Origin of the sequence: Kribbella sp. CA-245084, assembly GCF_050942355.1 — a bacterium.
In the GTDB taxonomy this organism is placed as follows: domain Bacteria; phylum Actinomycetota; class Actinomycetes; order Propionibacteriales; family Kribbellaceae; genus Kribbella.
Map to the genome: position 1 here is coordinate 5,658,958 of NZ_CP192053.1, position 20,681 is coordinate 5,679,638.

General features: G+C 67.7%; 22 protein-coding genes. 10 read left to right on the forward strand and 12 right to left on the reverse strand.

The genetic code is table 11. From position 1 onward, the window contains the following. Positions 1-140: 140 nt before the first annotated feature. Together ACQPYH_RS26955 and ACQPYH_RS26960 are read right to left on the reverse strand one after the other, a co-directional pair. A complete protein-coding gene (locus tag ACQPYH_RS26955; protein WP_432876633.1) occupies positions 141-1,397 on the reverse strand; it encodes a putative glycoside hydrolase in 1,257 nt (418 codons plus the stop codon). A gap of 13 nt (positions 1,398-1,410) precedes the next feature. Continuing rightward, the gene (locus ACQPYH_RS26960) at positions 1,411-2,622 is read right to left on the reverse strand and encodes a putative glycoside hydrolase (RefSeq protein WP_432876635.1); all 1,212 of its coding nucleotides are present in this window, start codon (positions 2,620-2,622) and stop codon (positions 1,411-1,413) included. A gap of 93 nt (positions 2,623-2,715) precedes the next feature. On the opposite strand from ACQPYH_RS26960, the gene ACQPYH_RS26965 reads away from it, so the two are divergent. Together ACQPYH_RS26965 and ACQPYH_RS26970 are read left to right on the forward strand one after the other, a co-directional pair. After that, a complete protein-coding gene (locus tag ACQPYH_RS26965) occupies positions 2,716-3,366 on the forward strand; it encodes an SGNH/GDSL hydrolase family protein (RefSeq protein WP_432876636.1) in 651 nt (216 codons plus the stop codon). A gap of 11 nt (positions 3,367-3,377) precedes the next feature. Next, positions 3,378-4,706 carry a Gfo/Idh/MocA family protein gene (locus tag ACQPYH_RS26970; RefSeq protein ID WP_432876638.1) on the forward strand — a complete coding sequence of 443 codons (1,329 nt, stop codon included), beginning with the start codon at positions 3,378-3,380 and terminating at the stop codon, positions 4,704-4,706. Between the two features lie 21 nt (positions 4,707-4,727). Here ACQPYH_RS26970 and ACQPYH_RS26975 read toward each other — a convergent pair whose 3' ends face one another. Continuing rightward, positions 4,728-5,507 carry a glucosamine-6-phosphate deaminase gene (locus ACQPYH_RS26975; RefSeq protein ID WP_432876640.1) on the reverse strand — a complete coding sequence of 260 codons (780 nt, stop codon included), beginning with the start codon at positions 5,505-5,507 and terminating at the stop codon, positions 4,728-4,730. A gap of 118 nt (positions 5,508-5,625) precedes the next feature. On the opposite strand from ACQPYH_RS26975, the gene ACQPYH_RS26980 reads away from it, so the two are divergent. After that, positions 5,626-6,825, forward strand: a complete 1,200-nt coding sequence (locus ACQPYH_RS26980; RefSeq protein ID WP_432876642.1) for an N-acetylglucosamine-6-phosphate deacetylase — start codon at positions 5,626-5,628, stop codon at positions 6,823-6,825. A gap of 121 nt (positions 6,826-6,946) precedes the next feature. Then, on the forward strand, positions 6,947-8,215 hold the full coding sequence (locus tag ACQPYH_RS26985; RefSeq protein WP_432876644.1) for an ABC transporter ATP-binding protein: 1,269 nt from the start codon (positions 6,947-6,949) through the stop codon (positions 8,213-8,215). A 3-nt stretch (positions 8,216-8,218) separates the two neighbouring features. Here the strand turns inward: ACQPYH_RS26985 and ACQPYH_RS26990 are convergent, their stop codons facing one another. Further along, positions 8,219-8,989, reverse strand: coding sequence for an SDR family NAD(P)-dependent oxidoreductase (locus ACQPYH_RS26990; RefSeq protein WP_432876646.1), 771 nt, complete (start codon positions 8,987-8,989; stop codon positions 8,219-8,221). Next, entirely contained in the window at positions 8,976-9,839 is an 864-nt protein-coding gene (locus tag ACQPYH_RS26995) for a LysR family transcriptional regulator (protein ID WP_432876648.1), read from the reverse strand. The genes ACQPYH_RS26990 and ACQPYH_RS26995 overlap by 14 nt, the downstream gene beginning before the upstream one ends. Positions 9,840-9,921: 82 nt before the next feature. On the opposite strand from ACQPYH_RS26995, the gene ACQPYH_RS27000 reads away from it, so the two are divergent. Then, positions 9,922-10,806 (forward strand): MBL fold metallo-hydrolase, encoded by an 885-nt coding sequence (locus ACQPYH_RS27000; RefSeq protein ID WP_432876650.1) that lies wholly within the window; start codon positions 9,922-9,924, stop codon positions 10,804-10,806. Between the two features lies 1 nt (position 10,807). On the opposite strand, the gene ACQPYH_RS27005 is transcribed toward ACQPYH_RS27000, so the two are convergent. The 5 genes from ACQPYH_RS27005 to ACQPYH_RS27025 all read right to left on the reverse strand — a co-directional run bounded on the left by ACQPYH_RS27005 (position 10,808) and on the right by ACQPYH_RS27025 (position 14,583). Next, a complete protein-coding gene (locus tag ACQPYH_RS27005; protein WP_432876652.1) occupies positions 10,808-11,149 on the reverse strand; it encodes a hypothetical protein in 342 nt (113 codons plus the stop codon). Further along, positions 11,136-11,429 carry a hypothetical protein gene (locus ACQPYH_RS27010; RefSeq protein ID WP_432876654.1) on the reverse strand — a complete coding sequence of 98 codons (294 nt, stop codon included), beginning with the start codon at positions 11,427-11,429 and terminating at the stop codon, positions 11,136-11,138. Before ACQPYH_RS27010 ends, ACQPYH_RS27005 begins: the two co-directional genes overlap by 14 nt. Positions 11,430-11,431: 2 nt before the next feature. Then, a complete protein-coding gene (locus ACQPYH_RS27015; protein WP_432876656.1) occupies positions 11,432-12,661 on the reverse strand; it encodes an NRAMP family divalent metal transporter in 1,230 nt (409 codons plus the stop codon). Then, positions 12,658-13,077, reverse strand: a complete 420-nt coding sequence (locus ACQPYH_RS27020; protein ID WP_432876658.1) for a hypothetical protein — start codon at positions 13,075-13,077, stop codon at positions 12,658-12,660. Before ACQPYH_RS27020 ends, ACQPYH_RS27015 begins: the two co-directional genes overlap by 4 nt. Positions 13,078-13,149: 72 nt before the next feature. After that, positions 13,150-14,583 (reverse strand): SpoIIE family protein phosphatase, encoded by a 1,434-nt coding sequence (locus ACQPYH_RS27025; RefSeq protein ID WP_432876660.1) that lies wholly within the window; start codon positions 14,581-14,583, stop codon positions 13,150-13,152. 210 nt (positions 14,584-14,793) lie between these two features. Here ACQPYH_RS27025 and ACQPYH_RS27030 point away from each other — a divergent pair, with 210 nt between their 5' ends. The 4 genes from ACQPYH_RS27030 (at position 14,794) to ACQPYH_RS27045 (ending at position 18,311) form a co-directional block, all read left to right on the forward strand. After that, positions 14,794-15,429, forward strand: coding sequence for an ANTAR domain-containing protein (locus ACQPYH_RS27030; protein WP_432894500.1), 636 nt, complete (start codon positions 14,794-14,796; stop codon positions 15,427-15,429). A 25-nt stretch (positions 15,430-15,454) separates the two neighbouring features. Continuing rightward, entirely contained in the window at positions 15,455-15,817 is a 363-nt protein-coding gene (locus ACQPYH_RS27035) for a MerR family transcriptional regulator (protein WP_432876662.1), read from the forward strand. Between the two features lie 542 nt (positions 15,818-16,359). Then, positions 16,360-16,755 (forward strand): hypothetical protein, encoded by a 396-nt coding sequence (locus ACQPYH_RS27040; protein ID WP_432876664.1) that lies wholly within the window; start codon positions 16,360-16,362, stop codon positions 16,753-16,755. Between the two features lie 47 nt (positions 16,756-16,802). Next, positions 16,803-18,311, forward strand: coding sequence for a hypothetical protein (locus ACQPYH_RS27045; RefSeq protein WP_432876666.1), 1,509 nt, complete (start codon positions 16,803-16,805; stop codon positions 18,309-18,311). A gap of 183 nt (positions 18,312-18,494) precedes the next feature. Here the strand turns inward: ACQPYH_RS27045 and ACQPYH_RS27050 are convergent, their stop codons facing one another. Next, the gene (locus ACQPYH_RS27050) at positions 18,495-19,046 is read right to left on the reverse strand and encodes a helix-turn-helix domain-containing protein (protein WP_432876668.1); all 552 of its coding nucleotides are present in this window, start codon (positions 19,044-19,046) and stop codon (positions 18,495-18,497) included. A gap of 232 nt (positions 19,047-19,278) precedes the next feature. Here ACQPYH_RS27050 and ACQPYH_RS27055 point away from each other — a divergent pair, with 232 nt between their 5' ends. Next, positions 19,279-20,220, forward strand: coding sequence for an aldo/keto reductase (locus ACQPYH_RS27055; protein WP_432876670.1), 942 nt, complete (start codon positions 19,279-19,281; stop codon positions 20,218-20,220). Here the strand turns inward: ACQPYH_RS27055 and ACQPYH_RS27060 are convergent. Next, on the reverse strand, positions 20,217-20,651 hold the full coding sequence (locus ACQPYH_RS27060) for a MarR family winged helix-turn-helix transcriptional regulator (protein WP_432876672.1): 435 nt from the start codon (positions 20,649-20,651) through the stop codon (positions 20,217-20,219). The two genes, ACQPYH_RS27055 and ACQPYH_RS27060, sit on opposite strands and share 4 nt — an antisense overlap. Between the last annotated feature and the right edge of the window lie 30 nt (positions 20,652-20,681).

Here is a 20,681-nt window from a genome sequence, read left to right on the forward strand (position 1 = left end):
GTACGCCTGAGATCGAGCCCGACACCATCACACCTCCTGTCGAGTTGCAGATCTGAGGGGCCAAACCTCTTCTCCTTGGTTGATCTCTTTCTTGCAGGTGGCGCGCACCGCCCGGGTGGGGCGGTGCGCGGGTGTGGCTGTTAGCTCTTCTTGAGGACTAGGCCTGTGTTGGCGGATACGGTGATGTGGCCGGAGTAGTGGATGCCGTGGAGGTCGGTCCAGGTGCCGGGTGGGAGGGAGAGGTTGGCGGGCTGGGTTGAGGATGGGTTTACGACGGTCATGCCTTCGCGGTACAGGCGGGTCCAGAGGACGGGTCCTCGGCGTACGGGCGGAGTGATCGCGGTGCCGAGGTCGGCGGACATTTCCGGGATCTCGTTGAAGGCGGCGTAGTCCTTGCTGCCGGTGCTTTCCAGCATTGCGGGGGCCTCGCGGTAGAGGAGGTAGTTGGCGACTACCCACTGGCGCTGCTCGGGTGTGGCCTCGTTCCAGTACGCGGTTGGGAGTTTGTTCATCACCACGGACGGCTTGCAGCGGTGCCGGCGGAGGAGGTCGAACATCAGCTGCCACTCGTCGTCGGTGACGTTCTCGACGCGGTGCACGGTGAAGCCCTGCTCGTTCAGCCAGATGTCGGAGATGTCGATCATCTGGTCGAGGTCCGCGATGTACTCCGGCGACTTGTCCTGGAACTCGTCGTGCAGACTGCCGTTGAACGTCAGGTTGAACGCGACCGCGACCCCACGCGCGTGCGCATAGTCCCGCAGGTACCGCAGCCAGTCGAGCACGTCCGCCACCCACGCCGGGTCCTTCGGATCGGTCCCGAACTGCTGCACCCATTGACCGTTCGCGTCGTAGTGACCGCTGACCTTGAAGTCGTTCCGTACGCCGATGTTGTCAACGGCAATCACCTTGAACCCGGCGGCGATCGCCGGATCGATCAGCGTCGAGGTGTACCACTGCCGAACCGCCGGATTGCTGATGTCGATGGGCGTATAGACCTGGTTGTTGAACTCCCAAGCCGGCGTGGTCCGGTCCGGGGTGTACTCGATCCAGTCCGGATGGTTCGTCTTGAACCACTCCGGCGTGTACTCCCGCGCCGGCGCGTTCCGGAACGCAGTGACATAAGAACTGGCCAACACACCACTAGGTTGAGCCGACTGCAACGCAGCCCAAACGAAGCCGACGCGACCCGCATACACCGACGGATCAGGCACCTGCCGATCAAACACCTGTGCCTGCAGTACGCCGTGATCGCGCGTCACGGGCAACGGGACATCGGCCTGGGGAGCCGGGCAACCGCCCCCGGGCCAGCTGGGTTCACTCGCCTGGGCGGTCGGCGTGAGCAGGCCCAGGCCGACCGCGACGACGAGCGCGGCCGAGGACATTCGGCGGAGTCTCATGGACGGGTTCCTCTCAGAGGTTCGACAGCACGCTGCCGGAATTCGGCGGCATCGACAGTTGGCCGGAGACCGTGGCGCCATGCAGATCGGTCCAGGTCCCGGCGGGAAGAGTGACCACGGCCGTCGCCGTGGACGATCGGTTCACCAGCGTCATTCCGTGCTGGTACAGGCGGGTGTAGGCGCCGGACGCATCGAGCACCGGCGCGGCGGACGGCGTCCCGATGTTCGTGTGCAACTGCGGGCAATCGACGAACACGTGATACTCACCCACGCCGCAGAGCGCCATCATGCTCTTCTGCTCGCGGTACAGCAGGTAGTTCGCGACCGCCCAGTCGATCTGCGCCTGGGTCGCGGTCGCGAGCGTCTCTTCAGTCGTCTCGTTGATTGCCAGGTGCAACGTCTGCCCGGCGATCTGACGCGTGAAGTTGTACTTGTTGTCCCAAGCCGAGTCGTTGTAGTTCTCCGGCCGATGAACCGTGAGCCCCTGCTCATCGACGTACACATCAACCAGCCCCACCGCCGAGAGCATGTCGGGAACCTTCACCGAGGCGCTCCAGGTGATGTTGGCAGCCATCCCGATCCCGGCCGCGTGCAGCCGCCCGGACAGATACGACAGCCAATCGAGCACCGCCTCGGCCCAGACATCGTCGACCCGGTCACCGCTGTACTGCGGGACCCACTGCGTACCGTCGTAGTGCCCGGCGTTCCCGTACCCGTTGAAGGTCAGGACGTTGTCGAAGGCAATGATCGGGTACCCGGCGTCGATCTTCGGCTGCACGAACGAGTTCCAGTAGAACGTCCGCACGTCCGGGTTCTGGAAGTCGATCGGCACATACGTCGTGTTGCCGAATTCCCACGCCACCGTCGTACCGTCGGCCTTGTACGCGATCCAGTCCGGGTGGTTCGCCTGGTACCACGCCAGCGTGTGGGTCTGGTCGAAATCGCGGAACGCCGGCATGTACGCCGACGGCACCGCGCCGGCCGGCTGCGCCAAACTCGACGCACCCCAGACGAACGAAACCAGACCGGCGTACACCGACCGGTCCGGGACCTGGTTGTCGAACACCTGGCCGCGGGCGATCGCGTCGGCCGGCGGATCCGGAAGGGTGAGGGACGGCGCGGCGTGGGCCGACGTCGTCGTACCTGCGAGCAGGGCGGCGGCTGCCGTCCCGACAAACAGACTTCTACGCGTGATTCCGTGCGTGATCCTGGGGGCGTCACTCATGGGCGGGCTCCTCTGCGACGGACGGGCTGCGCTGGACGATACGGACTGCAAACGTTTGTCGCAATAGCAGAGAATCTTGCTATGGTGTCGGTCATGGCAGAGAGCCCCGTGACGGCCCGGTTGCAGTCGGGCGACCCGATCCGCTGGTCGACGATCGGCGACAGCATCGCCCAGGGCGCGCACTGGACCGGCGCCGAGCGCGACTACGTGCAGCTGCTCGAGGAGCGGATCCGCTACGAGCTCACGCGGTACGGCGACTCGTTCGTCCGCTGGGCAGTCTCCGGAGCGACCACCGAGGACACGCTCGGCCGGCTACCCGCCGCGCTCGACCTCTCCCCCGACCTGGTGCTGATCGGCGTCGGCACCAACGACGCGAAGGCAGGGCGTGACGGTCTGGAGAAGTTCGAGCGGCGCTACGACACGCTGCTGACCACGATCCGTGACACCGGCGCGCTCGTGATCGCGCAGACGCCGACCGCCGTACTGCGGACCTGCCGGTACAACCTCGGCGACCACCTGCCGGCGTACGCCGCAACGATCCGTGCCGTGGCCAAGCGGCGAGACGTGACGCTCGTCGACCATTTCGCGCGCTGGACCACGGCCGGTGACGGCTGGGCGCCGGCCGAGTGGATGGCCGACCCGATCCACCCCGGCGGCCGAGGTCACCGGGTGATGGCGCGGACCTTGTTCGAGAGCCTTGGACTGTACGCGGCCGACAGCGCCTGCTGCCGACTGCTCGACTGAAGGAGCGCCCGATGTCCTCGATCCGCCGGTACGCCGTCTGTGGGCTGTCCGCCCGCGGGCTGGCGAGCTTCGTCCTTCCGATCCTCGGGCTGACCGATCGCACCGCCGACGGCGGGTTCGGGTACGGCAGCGACGAGGACGATCTCTCCGAGTACGCCGAGGTGGTCGCGATCATCGACACCGACGCCGCACGGGTCGCCGAGTTCAACCAGGCCCTGGAACGGCTCGGACGTACTCCGATCCCGTTCTTCGCGCAGACGCAGTACGACGAACTGCTCGCGACGGGCGCTCCGGACGCGGTGATCGTCACCTCGCCCGATCACACCCACGCGGAGTACATCCTCGGCGCACTACGGCACGACGTGGACGTGATCACGGAGAAGCCGATGGTCAGCACCGCTGCGGCCGCCCGGGCCGTACTGGCGGCCGAGCGCGAGTCGGACGGAACCGTGCAGGTCACCCACAACTTCAGGTATCCGGCGGCGCATCGTGAGGTGAAACGGCTGATCCAGGCCGGCACGATCGGGCGCGTCACCCGGGTGGTGATGGACTACCACGTCGACCTCCGCCACGGGGCCAGCTATTTCCTCCGCTGGAACCGGCAGCGCGAGCTCTCCGGCGGACTACAGGTGCACAAGTCGTCGCACCACTTCGACCTGCTGAATTGGTGGATCGGCTCCGCGCCCGAGGAGATCTTCGGGTACGGCGCCCTCAACTACTACGGCCCGTCGAGCCCTCATCGCCCGGACGGCGGACTGCGCTCCAAGGACCCGTACTTTCTCGCCCAAGAGGCAGCCGGAGTGTTTCCCATCGAAGACGGAGCCCGCGAAGGTCTCTTCGGACTCCACTATCCCGGTCAGTATCCGGCGTCTCGACCGCTCTATCTGTACGACACCGAGATCGACATCGAGGACACGTACAGCGCCGTCGCGCGCTACCCCGGCGGAACCTCGATGACCTATTCGGTGGACTTCTCGAGCACCTGGGAGGGGTACCGCGTCAGCATTGGTGGCACCCACGGATCTATCGAACTGCTGCACGGCCGGACCGTGGACGGCGCCGCGCTGCCGACCTCCGACCAGGTCACCGTCTCCGAGCTCTTCGGCCCGACGCGGGTCCTCGAGGTGGTCGCGGAGACAGGCGGCCACGGCGGCGCGGACCCACTGATGCGGCGCGACCTGTTCGCCGGCCCGAGCCCCGAGTCGCTCGAATTGGGGCTGATGGCAACAAGCACGGAAGCGGCGTACGCCGTTGCCATGGGCGACGGTCTCGTCCAGTCGATCGCCACGCATCAACCGGTCGACCTCCCTGCCCTGCTCGGCCTTGCCCGGGTCCGTTGAGCGGACCCGGGCAACGACGTGTCAGGCCGGGAGCAGGTCGAGGGAGTCGCCGGCGGAGTCGGCGTCGAGATACAGGGTGGCGTTCGCCGTACGTCGGAGGATCGTCGACGGGCAGCTCGCGTCGATCGGCAGCGTCAGCGTGTTGCGTACTGCGGCCGCCTTGCGCTTCTCCGGTGCGACTACCTGAACGTGCCGCGCGCTGAGCAGGGCCGGGACCGTCAGCGAGATCGCGGTCGGCGGCACGGCGTCGACGTCCGGGAAGTGACCCTCGCCGACCTGCTGATGCAGCGATTCCGGGGTCAGCGAGATCTGCCGGACCCAGCGCGCATCGTCGAAGTCGGCCTGTCCGGGTTCGTTGAAGGCGAGGTGACCGTTCTCGCCGATCCCCATGCAGGTCAGGTCGATCGGTGCCTCCCGCAACAGTGCCTCGTACCGCGCGCACTCGGCCTCGACATCGGACGCCTCGCCGTCGATGTACTCGACCCGGGCCGGGCCGAACGGCGCCGCGATCCGCTCGCGGATCCAACGCCGGAACGACGCCGGATGGTTCGCGTCGATGCCGACGTACTCGTCCATGTGGAAGACGGTGACCTTCGACCACGGGACGTCGTACCCGGCGAGGGCGGTGACGAAGGCGAGCTGCGAGTTGCCGGTGGCGATCACGACGCGCGCTGCGCCGCGCTCGGCGACCGCACGAGTGAGCACCTCGGCGGTGCCGGCGGCGGCCGCGGCGGCCATGTCCGCGGTGGCGGCGAAGACTTCGAGACGGAGGTCTTCGATCTGGGTCCGGGTGTCGAGCACGGTGCACTCCTCGGGACGGGTTGACTACAAACGTTTGCAGCAAACTAGCATGTCTTGCTGCTGAGCCCAAGATGTAGTTGTGTCGTCCCAGCACCGGAGCCGAGGAGGAAGCCCGAGCATGAGCGAGGTCCTGGAAGGTCACACCGCCGATGGCCGCGGCGTACGAGTGCGGTACTCGACCGACGGGATCTTGGAGATCACCGACCTCCCGTCCGCGCCGGACGTGCTGCTGATCCCCGGGCTGGTCGACATCCAACTCAACGGGTACGGCGGCCTGGACGTCAACGACCCTTCACGCCCGGCGAGCGAACTGTCCGACCTGGTCCGCGCCCTGTGGCGGCAGGGCGTCACAACGGTCTACCCCACAATCATCTCCGCAAACGACGCCACCACAACCGCCCTGGTCACCCGCGCGACGGCAGCCCGAGCATCCGACCCGGTCGTGGCGTACGGCGTACCCGGGCTGCATCTGGAGGGTCCGTACATCTCGAGCGCCGAAGGCGCCCGGGGTGCGCACGACCCGGCCGTCATCCGGGACCCGGACCCGGACGAGTTCGACCGTTGGCAGAAAGCCGCCGCCGGCGCGATCGCGATCCTGACGCTCGCCCCGGAGCGCTCCGGCGCCCTGGACTTTACCCGCAACCTCGCGACCGGACAGTCGGGAGGCGCGCTCCGCGCGAGTGCGGCGGGGAGCGCGATGGGGCGTGGTGTGATTGTGTCGGTTGGGCACTCGCTGGCGACTGCTGACGACATCCACGCGTTTGCGGCTGCGGGTGGGCGGCTCTCGACGCACCTCGGGAACGGGTTGCCTGCGCAGATCGACCGGCACGGAAACCCGATCTGGGCGCAGTTGAACGAGGATGCGCTGATCGCCGGACTGATTGCCGACGGCCATCATCTTCCCGCCGACACTTTCGCCGCCCTCGTTCGCGCCAAGGGCCCCGCCCGCTGCGTCCTCACCAGCGACGCCGCCGCCCTCGCCGGATGCGCGCCCGGCGACTACAAGACGGCGGTCGGCGGCGCTGTCACCGTCGGCCCCGACGGCAGCCTCCGCCTGCAAGGCACGCCGTACCTGGCAGGCAGCGGCGCCTCCCTCCTCGACTGCCTCCGCTGGTCCACCGGCCCCGGCGGTCTCCCCCTCGCCACCGCCGTCACGATGGCCACCACCACCCCCGCCAACCTCCTCGGCCTGACCGACCGCGGCCGCCTGGAAGTCGGCGGCCGAGCCGACCTCATCCAACTGACCCGCACCCCCGAAGGCGGTCTCGGCGACCTCGTCACGGTCGTCGTCAACGGCATCACGCAGACCGAAGTTTGATCAGACTCCACATATGCTTGCCTGTGGCAACAGTCAGGTGTTCAATCTTGCCGTCTGCAAGTACTTGCAAAGCGGGGTTCAGTGCTTGCCGGTGAACTGGTCTTCCCGTATAAGAAACGGGATGACAGCGATCCGGCTCGACGGGGTGTCCAAGGTGTTCGAGGGTGAACACCTGGCCGTGGACGAGCTGTCCCTCGACATCGCCGACGGCGAGTTCATGGTGCTGCTCGGGCCGTCGGGGTGCGGGAAGACGACGCTGCTGCGGATGATCGCCGGGCTCGAGCGGGTGACGGCCGGCGAGGTCTGGTTCGGCCGGACCAACGGAACCCGCTTGCCGCCGAAGGATCGCCAGGTCGCGATGGTCTTCCAGACCGGCGCGCTCTACCCCAACCGGACCGTCCGCGAGAACATCATGTTCCCGCTCCAGATCGCCGGGCACGGCGACGACCACGCGAGCTCGACCGCTGCCGGTCTGGCGCAGATCCTCAGCATCGAGTCGGTGCTCGACCGGATGCCGCGGACGCTCTCCGGCGGGCAGCGTCAGCGCGTCGCGATCGGGCGGGCGCTCGTACGCCGGCCGAACGTGTTCCTGCTGGACGAGCCGCTGTCGAACCTCGACGCCACGATGCGGACCGAGTTGCGCCAGGAGATCGGCGCGATGACACGGGACCTGAACGTCACCACCCTGTACGTGACCCACGACCAGGTCGAGGCGCTCACGCTGGCTGACCGGATCGCGGTCATGCGCGACGGCCGGATCGAGGACGTGGGCACCCCGGCGCAGGTCTACAACGACCCCGCGACCGCATTCGTCGCCGGCTTCCTCGGCGCCCCGAGGATCAACCTGCTGTCCGCGACCGTCCGCGTCACCGCACACCATCGGGTCGCGCTCGACTTCGGCGCCCAGTCCATCGCCCTGCCCCCGCCCGACCGCCGCTCACTGATCCTGCGCCACCACGACGGCGCCCAGGTCATCGTCGGCGCCCGCTCGAACGCCTTCCGCATCATCACGGACGAGGACGTCGCGAACCAGCTTTCCGGGACGCTGCGCGCGTTCGAGTTCCACGGGCAGCAATCCATCGCGTTCGTCGAATGCGGGATCGAGGCAGTCAACCCCGACCAAGTCGGCCAGGCGAGACCGATGCACGCCGTTCCCCATCAGGACGCGCCCGCGTCGGTGCTGACCAGGGTCCTCTCCCGGGTCCGGACCGCTCGCACAGCCGCCCCGGCCGACCTTGTACCTCCCACTCACCGCCGGGCCGACCTGGTCATCGAACTCCCCGCCGAAGCCGACCTGAAACGCGGCTCGCGCATCCACCTCGCCCTCGACACCACCCGAATCCACGTCTTCGACCAAACCGGCCGCCGCGTAGACCGCATCACCCGTTAGCAGCTAGTGCAATGTGTAGCCGCCGTCGATTACGACGACTGAGCCAGTCATGAAGCTGGAGGCGTCTGAGGCGAGGAAGACGACGGTTGGGGCGATCTCCTCGGGTGCGGCGTAGCGCTGCATCGGGGCGTCGTCGATCCAGCGGGCCTTGAATTGCGGCTCGTCGACGGGGGCCATTTCTGTCTTCACGTAGCCGGGCGCGACCGCATTTACCCGGATGTTCAACGGCGCCCACTCGGCGGCGAGCGACTTGGTCAGTTGATGGACCGCGGCCTTCGATGCGTTGTACGCCGGTTGCCACTGCGGACGGTTCACGATCTGCGCGGAGATCGAGCCGATGTTGACGATCGTGCCGCCGCCGACCGTGGTGAAGTGGCGCGCGGCCGTCTGGCTGAGCTTCCACAGGCCGTCGACGTTCGTCGAGAACACCTCATCCCACTCCTCGTCCGGGATGTCGAGGGACGGCCGATGCACGCAGGCGCCGGCGTTGTTCACCAGGATGTCCAGACGACCGGTCGCCTCCAGCGCAGCGTCGACCGCAGCCCGGCCGGACTCACGATCGTTCACGTCGAGACCGACGCCGATCACCGTCCGCCCGGTCGCCTCCGCCAGCCGCGCGGCTGCCTCCTTGGACGCCGCGACATCGCGCGCCCCGATCACCACATCCGCCCCGGCCTCGGCCAATCCGGTGGCGAACGCGAGCCCGAGGCCGCGATAACCACCAGTCACCAACGCCGTCCGCCCGGCCAACGAGAACTTGTCAAGAATACTCATCGGGCCATTCTCCCTGGTACGCGGTGGACGCGAGCTGAACAAAGGACTGCACGAGCGGGTTGGTCTCCCCCTTCTTCCAGCACGTCACGACCCGGCTCGGCGGCAGATCGAGAATCGGTACGACGGTGAGCTCGCCAGGCGGGTTGTGGCCGAGCGGGCTCAGCCCGACCGTGCCGTTCCACAGCACGGCCTGCAGACATTCCTGGACCGACCGCACGACCGGCCCCTCCCGATGCTGACCGCCGTTCCAGTACGACTGCCAGATCGGGTCGGTATCCGCCGGGAACTGGAACCACCGTCGATCCGCCAAGTCCGCAAGCTTCAACTCACCGCGCTGAGCCAACGAATCATCGGCCCGCAGTACGGCGCCGACCGGATCCGCCCGCAACTCGTGCACGGTCAATCCCGTCTCGTCGAACGGCGCGCGGGTCAGCGCCACGTCGACGAGACCGGCCCGAAGGCCGCACGTCGGATCGGTCAGATCAGCTTCGCGAATGCGGACCTCGAGACCGGGATGCTGCCGCCGGTACGCCGCCGCCAACCGCGTCGCGCCCGGATCGGTGCTGTCCCCCAGCATGCCGATCGTGAAGGTGACCGCGCCGCGTACCCGCGCCGGCACCTGATCAGCCTGCTCCAGCAAAGTCTTTGCCTCCTCCAGCAGTACGACGCCTGCCGGCGTGAGCGCGACCCCCGCCGCGGAGCGGTCGAACAGCGTGGCGCCGAGCTCTCGCTCCAACTGCTTGATCGCCCGGCTCAGCGGCGGCTGACTCATCTGCAGCCGCACCGCTGCCCGGCCGAAGTGGAGTTCCTCGGCCACGGCGACGAAGTACCGCAGGGTGCGCAGCTCCATGACCAGCGACGATACCCGCACGGTATCGGTGCGACCGGATCGGTCTTGGACGCCGCGACGGCGCACGCGGTGGGATCGGACCATGACCGACGTACTGCTACCCGACCCCGCCGTCCGCGTTGCCGACGCCCTGGAGCTCGCGCCCGACCTGCTCGTGATCCCGAACCAGCAGGTCGACCTCGTGCCGAACATCGGCATCATCGGCGGCACCGATGCCGTCTTGGTCGTCGACACGGGCATCGGCACCGCCAACGCCTCGGAGGTGTTGGCCTTGGCGACCGAGGTGGCACGCGGCCGGCGGTTGTACCTCACCACGACCCACTTCCACCCCGAGCACGCGTTCGGCGCACAGGTCTTCGCGGGGCACGCGACGTACCTGGTCAACCGTGCGCAGGCGGACGACCTGGAGGCCAAGGGCACCGGCTATCTGGAGATGTTCCGCGGCTTCGGCGGCTCGATCGCCGAGCGGCTCGAGGACGTCGAGATCCCCACGCCCGATGAGGTGTACGGCGACGCGCACGACCTCGATCTCGGCGGGCGGATCGTCGAACTGCGCGCCACCGGCCGCGGGCACACGAAGGGTGATCAGGTCATCCAGGTACCGGACGCCGGCGTGCTGTTCACCGGCGACCTCGCCGAGACGGGTCAGTTCGCGATCTTCCCGTGGTTCCCGCCGTACGACGTGGATGTCTCCGGCGTCGGCTGGTTGTCCGTGATGGATCGACTGACCACGACCGCGCCGAAGATCGTCGTACCTGGCCATGGTGAGCTCGGCGGCCCGGAGATCCTCACCACCGTCGCCACCTACCTCCGCGAACTCCGCGACGAAACCTGGCGCCGACGGGACTCCGCCATGAGCGAGTCCGACGTCCGCACCGAGGTCAAGGCCCTCCTCATCGATCGTCACCCCGAATGGTCCGGCCAGAACTGGATCGACCACGGCATCAACTGCCTGTGCACCGAGTAGCTCAATACCGCGCCATGTCCTCGAGCGAACGGAGGTCATCACCGCGGCTCGTCGTGGTGACGGTGCCGGCGGTGATTTCGTCGACCTCGTGCCAGGGCAGGTACCAGACGCCGCCCAGTCGCGCGTGGACCAGCCGCCTCAGCAACTCTGGGCCGACATGGCGCTCGTAACCGAACAGCCGGGTGGAACGGTTTTCCACCACGATCAGGCCGTCGACCCGCAGCGCCCGCTGCATCGACACCAGCAACGGCCCGTCCTGCACCAGCCGCACATCCGCGACGCCGCCGAGCTCGTTGCCGTCAGCATCGATCACGCGGTGGCCTAGCAGCTCATTCAGTCGCATCGCCGGCTCCGGGGATCTTGTCGATGACGTGATGCTCGATCCAGTTGTCGTAGTAGTCCAGGTCGAGGCCGTCGGTCGAGATCGTCAGCGCCGAGTCGACCTCGGCGATCCGCCCCGCCGGGATCTCCACCCGGCCGGAGATCAGCGCCGCCACCACCGGCGGGTCGGCGTCGAGGTCGAGCTCGACGTCGTCGACCTTGCCGACCAGGTGACCGTCGGCCTGATCGATCAGCTGCCGGTCGAGCAGATGCAGCTGTGCGTGAAGGACTCGTCCTGACATGATCAAGCTCCTGCCTTGGTGATGATCATCAGCGGTATCGCGGCCACCGACGCGATCGTCAGCAACGCCAGATAGAACAGCCCGAAGGCGTTACGTACAGGACCGTTCGTCTCCCGGCCGACATAGTCCGGATCGTTCGCGACGATCAGGATCGGCAGGTACGTCAACGGCAACGCCATCGCGGCGAACACCACGGAGTACTCCGTCACCTTCACCGGATCGACCGCCGTCAACAGGGTCAGCACCGCCAGCACCAGGCACACGATGATGACCACGTGGAAACGCGAGGCCTCCCGCGGCCGGACGAACTTCCCCCACTGCCAGCCGCGGTACTGCGCGATCGTGTACCCGCACGACAGCGCGGTCTCGAGCGCCGCGCCGAAGGTCGCCGCGAACATCCCGATCAGCACGACCGCCAACCCGATCTTGCCGAAGGCAACGACCACCGGCAGCGCGACCTGCCCCAGCGTCCCGACCTGGATCCCGGCCGGCAGGAACAGCACCGCCGCACACCCCATGATCGACAGCGACAGCAACCCGCCGAGCGGGAACCCGATGAACACGTTGGTCCGCTCGGTCCCCAGATCGCGGCGCGTCCACTTCTCCTCAACCCCTCCGGAGGAGAAGAAGAACACCTCGTACGGCGTCATCGCGGCGCCGAACAACGCGATCCCGTAGTACGCGTACGTCGCCCAATCCTCGTGCCCGATCGGATGCAGCTGTGTTGCCTGGTGCAACAACTGGCCCCAGTCCGGACCGAGCTTGAACAGCGCGACCGCGAACACGATCAGCAGCAACCCGAGCAGCCCGAAGACCTGCTCGAGCCGGGAGAACTTGACCCGCCAGATCACCAGCCACACCGCGAGCGCTGCCAGCGGCATCCACAACAGGTAGCTGACTCCGCTCGCCAGCTCGAACGCGAGCGCCACCCCGCCGATCTCGGCGATCAACGTCAGCAGCGTCACCAGGAACGACGCAACCAGGGCGAGCAGACCCGTCCGCGGTCCGAGCCGTTCGCGGATCAGGTCGAACACCGGCCGCCCGGACATCGCGACGACCCGGCCGCACATCTCGGCGTACAGGCAGATCCCGATCACGCCGACGAGGACGATCCAGGCCAGGTGCATCCCGAATCGCGCGCCCACCAAGGCGTTGGTGACCAGATCGCCGATGTCGACGAACCCGCCGATCGCGGTCAGGATCCCGAGCGTGACACCGAGGAGCTTCTTCACTTCGCCAGCTCCCCGACCTGATCGAGGTCCTTGCCGGACAGCTGAAGTGCCGGGAGCTGCCGTTCGGCCGCGGCCAGGTCGTTGTTCCCGAGCGCGATCCGGACCGCCGTGACCGCGGACACCGCGTCGTCGAGCGTCGAGTTGACCTGTTCGTACAACCTCGCCGACTGCTCGGTCGACGGCTGCTGTGTCGAGAACGAGTCTGCCGTCGTCCCGAGACTCTTCTCGGCGTCGTCGACCATCCGGCGGGCCGGCTGCACCCAGAGCCGGTGCGCCTGCAACTGCTCGACGACCAGGCGGGTCGTGTTCACCTCCGAGGCCGCGGTACGCGCAGTCTGTGCTGCGTTGTCCCGGAGCTTCTGATCGGCGTCACCACACCCGGCCAGAAGTACGGCCGCCAGCACTCCGACTGCCATCCACCGCAGCACGCGTCACCATCCGAGGTCCGATAGTCGTACGACGTACCGGTACCCCAGGCCACACCTGGTTCAGGCCGTGCGATGCGGGAGCTGCGTCAGAGCGAGCACGTGATCGGCCGGAGTACCCTGCAGCGCGACCAGTTCGAGTTTGCGATCGCTGCGGCGAAGTGCGGCGGCGAGCACCCGGATGCCTGCGCTGGCGAGGTGTGTCACCCGCGACAGGTCGACGGTGAGCGGGCGGGTTGCGTGGCGCGCCACGTCACGCAGGATGCGGTCGAACCCGCGCGCGGTGGCGATGTCGATCGGGCCGCCGACCAGGAGCCTCCCGCCGGTGACCGCCGCGGAGAACTCGGCTCGCTCGATTGCGGGCTGTGCCTCCCCCACGAGCATGCTCGGCGCCTTGGTCAGCGCCGTACGCACGGTCGCCGTCGTACCGTCCGGGGTCCGCTCGACGGTCAGGTCGTCAACCGTCGCACCCGCCAGCGCGAGCCCGTGCCCGCGGTCGGTAGCCGGTTCCGAGTCCTTCCACCGGCCGCGATCCTGCACCGAGATCTCCAGCTCCCCGCTCGGCGTGAGCTCGGCCGTCAGAGTGAGTTGACCGGGCGCGCAGTCGTAGTACGCGTGCTCGACCACGTTCGCCATCAGCTCGATGACCGCGCTCTCCACTCCGATCACCACGACCGGTTCCGGCTCCAGAGCGCGCAGCCAAGCAGAGAAGTCGTCGCGGAACCGCGCCGCCGTCGCCGAGACAGCCGGACCGCTCTGCGTCAGCGCCATGACCGGGGTACGCCGGTGCGCGGCGAGCACCGCGATGTCGTCGGAGTGACCGGCGACCAATTCCAGTACCTGCTCGGTGACGCGCTCACCGGAGTACTGCGATCCGGCGACGGCGGCCGCAGCGGCTGCGCTCAGCAGCTGGGCGGTCGCCTGGTCCGGGGTGCTCTGCGGGCGTTCGATGATCCCGTCCGTGTACAACAACAGCACGTCGTCCAGCTCGAGGTGGTCATGACCGAGTTGGTAGCCGCCGGGCGCACCGAGCGGGGTGCCGCCGGACGGTTCGACGTACCGGGCCTTGCCGTCCGTCGACGCGATCAGTGGCGGCGGGTGACCGGCAGTGCAGTAGGTCAGGTCCCCGGTAGCCGGATCGAGTATGGCGGCACACACCGTGGCGGCCTCTGCGCCAGGCACCCTGCTCGCGAACTTCTCCAGGCGGCTGATCGCGGACGCCGGATCCGCGCCGCCCAGCAGCGCCATCGACAGCGCGGCGCACAGCCGATCCGTCACCCACGATGCCCGGGCTCCATGCCCGACGACGTCGCCGACCGTCAACGCGACCCGGTCGTCGTCGAGAACCACGGTGTCGAACCAGTCGCCACCCGCGGTTGCGCCGGTCTCTGCCAATAGGTAGCGAGCGGACAGCTCGACTCCGGGCAACACCGGCAATCGAGTCGGGGGCGGCGCCTCCCTCAACCTGCTCGCCGTCCGCCGGGCCTGCTCGTTCATCCCGACCTCCTCCGAGAACGACCTCGGGCTGAGACCTCCCTGTGCCCAATCCGGGCCGATCAACGCACCGGCGGCGCAATTGGCGTCTCGCGTCGCCTCGTGACTGGTGGGGCTGAGGTGCATCATGGAGAGGTGGATGAGTTCGAACCTCAGCCCTCCCTGCGCGACCCGGACCAAGTCGCCGCGACCTTCGCCCGGCTTGCCCTGGACATGCACGACGCAGGCGGTGTGGAGGAGACGGTTGAGGCGGTGGTGGAGTTCGCTCTGCAAGCCGTCGACTGTCAGTACGCCGGAGTCGCGCTCTACGCCAAGGGCGGACAGCCGGAGGTTCCGGCTGTCACCGATTCGACCGTGGCCGAGATCTACCGGTTCCAGATGGACGGCGAAGCCGGGCCGCTAGTCGAGTGCATGCGCAGCCAGGCGAGTGTTCTGGTGCCCGACACCACGTCCGAGCTGCGCTGGCCGGAGTGGGCCAAGAAGGTCCTCGAGCTGGGAGTCCGGAGCGTTCTCGACGTACCGCTGCGGACCGCCGCCGGCACCGTCGGCGTACTGGGCCTCTACAGCGTCGAGCCGGATGCCTTCGGACCGGACGCGGAGGCGATCGCCCACATCCTTGCGCGGCACGCCTCCGTCGCCGTCGCGACCGCCCGCCGCGAGCAGAACCTCAACCTCGCGGTCGACGCCCGCAAGCTCGTCGGCCAGGCGATGGGCATCCTGATGGAGCGCTACGGCCTCGACGGCGACCGGGCCTTCCTGGTCCTCAAGCGCTACTCCCAGCAGACCAACACCAAGCTCCACGACGTCGCCCGCGAACTCATCGACACCCGAAGTCTCCCTCGATCCTGACCACAGGCGCGTCTAGGCTCGGGGCATGACGAGATACGGTCCGGCAGAGGCAGCTGAGCGGTCCGGGTTCAGCATCGACACGTTGCGCTACTACGAACGCGAGGGCATCCTGCCGCCGGTGGCGCGCAACTCAGGCGGCCGACGGCAGTACTCCGACGACGACCTCGCAATGCTCGACTTCCTCCGCTGCCTACGCGACACCGGCATGCCCATCGAGCGCCTACGCCGCTACGGCGAACTAGCCCGCTCCGACCAAACCATGCCCGAACGCCTCGCCCTGATCGAAGAACACGCCAAGGTAGTCGAAACCCGAATCGCCGAACTGCAGTCCCAACGCACCCGCCTCAAGGAAAAAGCAGCCTGGTACCGCGAGCAACTCGACAAGTAATCCGCGGCGCAGAGATCAAGAGAAATACTCGTGGCGCCCGCTGGCGCTGGGCTGGTATCGGCAGCTGGTGCCGGTGAGCCTGTAAGAAAGAAGATAAAAGAAGAGCAAAGAAAGAACAGATTTGGGGTAGTGGTCGGCTTCGGTGACCGCCCGCAAGCTTGCTGAGCTGCGAAGCGTGTCAGGAAAGACCTTGGCCCTCCGTGGCGGAGGAATCGGAGCTGCGACGCAACGTCCCCCGCCGACTGTGGGGTCGTGCCGACCGGCGCAGGAACGACCCGACCAGCACCGCAGTCTGGTCTGCCGTAGTTGCGTGAAGGGGCCGGTGTTCGCGACGGCTGCGCGCTGCCCTGCGCGACGTTGTCCTGTGGCCACGGCGAGCGCGGAACTCCTGATGCGATCAAGCGGCCGTCGCCGAGACCGTCGACCTCGACCGCAAGCCCTGACCGCGACAGCCGGGTTGCGCGTCCGTTCGGCTTGTAAATAAGGGGTTCCGCGGCTTGGCCGATTTGGCGTGTTGATCTCGAACAGGTAGAATCGAACACATGTTCGATACGGATCTGGAGACGCTGTCGACGGCCGACCTGCTCGAGTCGGCCGCCGAGCACCGCGCGATCGCCAACCGCGCCGACGCGCGGCTGCTGCAGCACGCCCAGATCTACGCCGACCGCTTCCATCCCTCCACCTGCGGCATCCGGCCCGGCCGCCGATCCGCCGACGGCCGCGAACGCGCCGTGGTGCTGGGCGGTGACGGCTGCCCGCCGATCGCCGAGTTCGCCATCGCCGAGTTCGGCCTCATCCTCGGCATCTCCCCGATGGTCGCACGCCAGTTCCTCGGCGAGGCACTGGCCCTGCAGCACCGGTTCCCGTTCACCTGGGCCCGCGTCCAGTCCGGCGACGCGACCCCTGGAAGGCCCGCCAACTCGCCACGCTGTGCCTGAAACTGTCCGAACAAGCCGCCCGGTCTGTCGACCGGCGCGTCGCATCGTTGATCGACTCCATCACGCCGTACCGCCTCGACAGGATCATCCGCGCCGCCAAGGCACACGCCGATCCCGACCTGGCCCGCGACGAAGCGGCCGAAGCAGCCGACGAGCGGGGCGTATTCGTCGGCCGCAGCGACCACCACGGCAACAAGACCATCTACGCCAAAGCCCCCGCCGCCGCGATCATCCGCCACGACGCAACCATCGCGGCCATCGCCGAAGCGCTCAAAACTTTCGGCGACACCCGCCGCCTCCAGCACCGCCGCGCCGACGCCCTCGGCATCATCGCCGACCCCCGCTTCACCCAACAACTCCTCACCCAAGCCCACAACCACCCCACCCCGACCACCACCCGGGCACAGGCACCGGCACCGGCACCGGCTCCGACGCCGTCGGCCAACACCGCCGCCTCCGCAGAAACCTCGCGCCCAGCCTCAAGCCCTGGCAGGCGTTCGGCGAAGGCGAGCTCCGAAGCCGCGGCTGGCCCGCACCCCGCAGCAGCAGACCCGCAAACAGGCGTCGCCACGCGACCTGTAGATGCAGGCGCGGTGACCGGCGTCCGCCCGCGGCTGGCGGCTGGAGGCGGCGACGCGTTCGGCCTGCTCGACCGGTCGAACGACGCACCACCTACGTGCGCAGACCCCGATCTTGGCACCAACCCGGTGCGCCCCGAGAGCCCGTCGCACGAACGCCCGGATGCCGGTGACGCCCACCCGGCCAGTTCCCTCCCTGATGCCCTCGCCGGTCCCATGGCTGAACCCGTCGAGTTGCGCGAGCCGCCATTGGCCGAAGGCGAGGGGCCCTACGATCCTGATCCGCCAAGTGACCCGTTCGACAGCCGAGCACCGGGATACGTTCCCGGTCCACGCAGCCAACCCGACGACGGCATACCCATGGACACCGCCGCCCAACGGGCCCTCGACGCACGCCTCGCGCAGATCAAACGCGACGCCTACACGAACTCCATCAACGCGGCGGACTCCGGGAGTGCGGGTGGGCAAGTGCGTCCTGGGCAGACCGAGGTCTTCGTGCACCTCACCGACCTGACCCTCGCCACCCGGACCGGTGTGCTCCGCGCCGAAGGCATCGGCCCGCTGCTGGCCGAGCAACTCACCGAACTCGTGGGCCACGGGCCGTACACAGTGAAGCCCGTCATCGACCTCAACGATGCCGTGAGCGTGGACGCCTACGAAATCCCCACCCGGATCCGCGAACGGGTGCGGCTCACCTACCCGGTCGAGCTCTTCCCCTATGGCACCCGCGAGACTCACGGCGCCATCGACCTCGACCACATCCAGCCCTACGACCCGCACGGCCCCGCCGGCCAGACCAGCACCACCAACCTCGCACCGCTCAGCCGATTCGCCCACCGGGTGAAGACCCACGCCCACGGCTGGAACGTCGACCGGGTCGACCACAAGACCCTGGAATGGACCACGCCGCACGGGTTCACGTTCCGGGTCGACCCCACCGGGACCCACCGCGTCTCCAACCCCACACCAGACAGCTGATCCAGGGCTAGCGGGAAGACCCGCCGGAGAACCTTCGGGGCTGACCACTCATGCCGGCCACAACTCCAAATCCCTCTTCGAGGGTTATTCAGATGTCACCAGCCGAGTCGGTAGAGCTCGAGGCGGTCGGTGGTTTTGATGACGGCGGGCAGTTCGATGAGTCTCCCCGATATCCGGTGGCGATTACTTTCCAGTTCTTGGGGTTGCCGATGGCGCGTTCGACGGCTGATCGTCGGGTGGAGAGGTGGTCCTTGCTGCGTTTGTACGGGACGGTGGCTGTGGTGCCGATGTAGGCGGCGTCGGCGTACCACGTGAAGCTGTCCAGCACTGGTTCCCAGCCGCATTCGGTGATCGCACGCCGGTCGTGGCTGGAGTAGTTGTGTTTACTGTCCGCGCGGTTTCCGGTTGGCACCAGGGCCCGTCGACGAGCACCTCGCGGTTGGCGAACACGCTGGACGGCTCCGATTCATGCAGGCACAGCACCTGGCCGAGCAGCGGCATGATCGAGCGGTAGATCCGCGACACCGTCGACTGGCTGATTCCGTACAGGTCCGCCAGCATCGTCTGACGCACGTTCTGTCGAAAATGCATCAACACCAGCACCACCTGCCGAAACAAGCCGAGCGCCAGCGGACGACCAAAGGCTCTCCCTTCGCCCTCGATGACCTGGAAAACTCGACCGACCAACTCGGTGATCTCGTCGCGACCGAGTCCGAGTGCAGAGTGATACCGCATCGAGGCGGGCGCAGCGAAACTCGCGGCCGATCACTGAAGACGGCCGCCACTCTGCATCTCTTCTTTCTCTTTCTTTTTCCTTAACCTCTTCCATGCAGGCTCATCCAAGACTTCTGAATAGCCCTCTCTATTTCCCTTATCTTCTTTCTTCCCTTGTCCTTGCTCTTTCCCTTGCGCCGATCCTCTGGGTGGGCTTGACCTGGTGTGCGCTCCAGGTTGGATCGTCGTTGGCATGAACTCTCTTACTTCTCCGTTGGTGCTCGGCGCGATGATGTTCGGGACGGCGGTTGACGAGGACACGTCGTTCGCGCTGCTCGACCGGTTCGTCGAGTGCGGTGGCGTCTGGATCGACACTGCGGATTGCTATGCGTTCTGGGCCAGTGACGACGGGCGCGGCGGTGCCAGCGAGCGCGTACTCGGTCGGTGGCTGGCCGCGCGGCCCGGCGTACGTGACCGGATCCGTATCGCCACCAAGGTCGGCGCGGAGCCGCTGTGGGCCGGTTCGTGGCCGGATCAGCGTGCGGGCCTGGGCCGGCGGGCGATCCACGAGGCGTTCGCCGGCAGCCTCGAGCGACTCGGCATCGATCAGGTCGACCTGCTGTGGATCCACCAGGAGGACCGCCGTACGCCGATCGAGGAAACCGTCGACGCCATTGCCGAACTCAACCAATCCGGCCAGGTACGACGCGTCGGCGCGTCGAACCACCCGGCCTGGCGCATCGAACGCGCTCGCGCCCATGCCGCGTCCAAGGGCCTCCTGCCGATCGACGCACTCCAGCTGAGCGCCACCTATCTCCAGGTCCGCCCTGGCACGCTGCCGGAGGCGACGGCGCACCCGTTCGGCCAGCTCAGCCAGGAACAGCTGGACCACGCACGCGAGCACCGGATCGACGTCTGGGCCTACACGCCGCTCCTGTCCGGCGCGTACGACAACCCGGCCAAGCAGATCCCCGAGGCCTACGACCACCTCGGCAGCACTCGTCGCCTCGCCGCACTCGACGACGTCACCCAGCAAACCGGCGCAACCCGCAGCCAGGTCGTCCTCGCCTGGCTGGTTGCCCAAGGCATCCGCCCGATGCTCGGCGGCAGCAAACTCCACCAACTCGAAGCGGCCCTGGACGGTGTCGCCCTGACCCTCACCGACGACCAGCTCAAGCAGCTCGACGTCCGCTAGCGGTTCGTGCGCAGGCTCTGGGCGAGATCGTCCAGAGCCGGGAGCGCGTCGATGATCGTCTGCGCCGAGGCCTTCGGGAGCTGGTCGAGGCAGGCGCCCAGGGCCTCGGTGCGGAGCAGCTTGACGCGTTCGTGCAGCTGCCGGCCGGCGTCGGTGGCTTCGACGCGGACCGCGCGCAGGTCGTCCGGGTTCGGGTCGCGCTGGATCAGCCCGAGCTCGGTCAGCCGGCCCACCACCCGCGACAGCATGGTCGGATTGAGACCCTCGAGCTGGGCCAGTTCGGTCAGCCCGAGCGGGCCACGGAACGTGATCAGGCCGAGGACGGACGCCTGGGTCGGCGTCAGGCCCTCGTCGGTCGCCGTGGCGTTGAGCTCCCGCGCCAGCTTGGAGATCACGCCACGAAGCTTGCTCAACGTCTCGGTGTCAGTCATGTCACCCCTTTATTGCCTGCCAGCAAGCAA

Excerpts from the sequence above, each read along its gene's own strand:
- ACQPYH_RS27035 (WP_432876662.1), top strand. The coding sequence starts at position 15,455 with ATGACGAGATACGGTCCGGCAGAGGCAGCTGAGCGGTCCGGGTTCAGC.
- ACQPYH_RS27005 (WP_432876652.1), bottom strand. The coding sequence starts at position 11,149 with ATGCGACTGAATGAGCTGCTAGGCCACCGCGTGATCGATGCTGACGGC.
- ACQPYH_RS26995 (WP_432876648.1), bottom strand. The coding sequence starts at position 9,839 with ATGGAGCTGCGCACCCTGCGGTACTTCGTCGCCGTGGCCGAGGAACTC.
- ACQPYH_RS27000 (WP_432876650.1), top strand. The coding sequence starts at position 9,922 with ATGACCGACGTACTGCTACCCGACCCCGCCGTCCGCGTTGCCGACGCC.
- ACQPYH_RS26955 (WP_432876633.1), bottom strand. The coding sequence starts at position 1,397 with ATGAGACTCCGCCGAATGTCCTCGGCCGCGCTCGTCGTCGCGGTCGGC.
- ACQPYH_RS26960 (WP_432876635.1), bottom strand. The coding sequence starts at position 2,622 with ATGAGTGACGCCCCCAGGATCACGCACGGAATCACGCGTAGAAGTCTG.
- ACQPYH_RS27020 (WP_432876658.1), bottom strand. The coding sequence starts at position 13,077 with ATGGCAGTCGGAGTGCTGGCGGCCGTACTTCTGGCCGGGTGTGGTGAC.
- ACQPYH_RS27055 (WP_432876670.1), top strand. The coding sequence starts at position 19,279 with ATGAACTCTCTTACTTCTCCGTTGGTGCTCGGCGCGATGATGTTCGGG.
- ACQPYH_RS26965 (WP_432876636.1), top strand. The coding sequence starts at position 2,716 with ATGGCAGAGAGCCCCGTGACGGCCCGGTTGCAGTCGGGCGACCCGATC.
- ACQPYH_RS26970 (WP_432876638.1), top strand. The coding sequence starts at position 3,378 with ATGTCCTCGATCCGCCGGTACGCCGTCTGTGGGCTGTCCGCCCGCGGG.
- ACQPYH_RS26980 (WP_432876642.1), top strand. The coding sequence starts at position 5,626 with ATGAGCGAGGTCCTGGAAGGTCACACCGCCGATGGCCGCGGCGTACGA.
- ACQPYH_RS26985 (WP_432876644.1), top strand. The coding sequence starts at position 6,947 with ATGACAGCGATCCGGCTCGACGGGGTGTCCAAGGTGTTCGAGGGTGAA.
- ACQPYH_RS27040 (WP_432876664.1), top strand. The coding sequence starts at position 16,360 with ATGTTCGATACGGATCTGGAGACGCTGTCGACGGCCGACCTGCTCGAG.
- ACQPYH_RS27025 (WP_432876660.1), bottom strand. The coding sequence starts at position 14,583 with ATGAACGAGCAGGCCCGGCGGACGGCGAGCAGGTTGAGGGAGGCGCCG.
- ACQPYH_RS27010 (WP_432876654.1), bottom strand. The coding sequence starts at position 11,429 with ATGTCAGGACGAGTCCTTCACGCACAGCTGCATCTGCTCGACCGGCAG.
- ACQPYH_RS27030 (WP_432894500.1), top strand. The coding sequence starts at position 14,794 with ATGCACGACGCAGGCGGTGTGGAGGAGACGGTTGAGGCGGTGGTGGAG.
- ACQPYH_RS27060 (WP_432876672.1), bottom strand. The coding sequence starts at position 20,651 with ATGACTGACACCGAGACGTTGAGCAAGCTTCGTGGCGTGATCTCCAAG.
- ACQPYH_RS27050 (WP_432876668.1), bottom strand. The coding sequence starts at position 19,046 with ATGCGGTATCACTCTGCACTCGGACTCGGTCGCGACGAGATCACCGAG.
- ACQPYH_RS26990 (WP_432876646.1), bottom strand. The coding sequence starts at position 8,989 with ATGAGTATTCTTGACAAGTTCTCGTTGGCCGGGCGGACGGCGTTGGTG.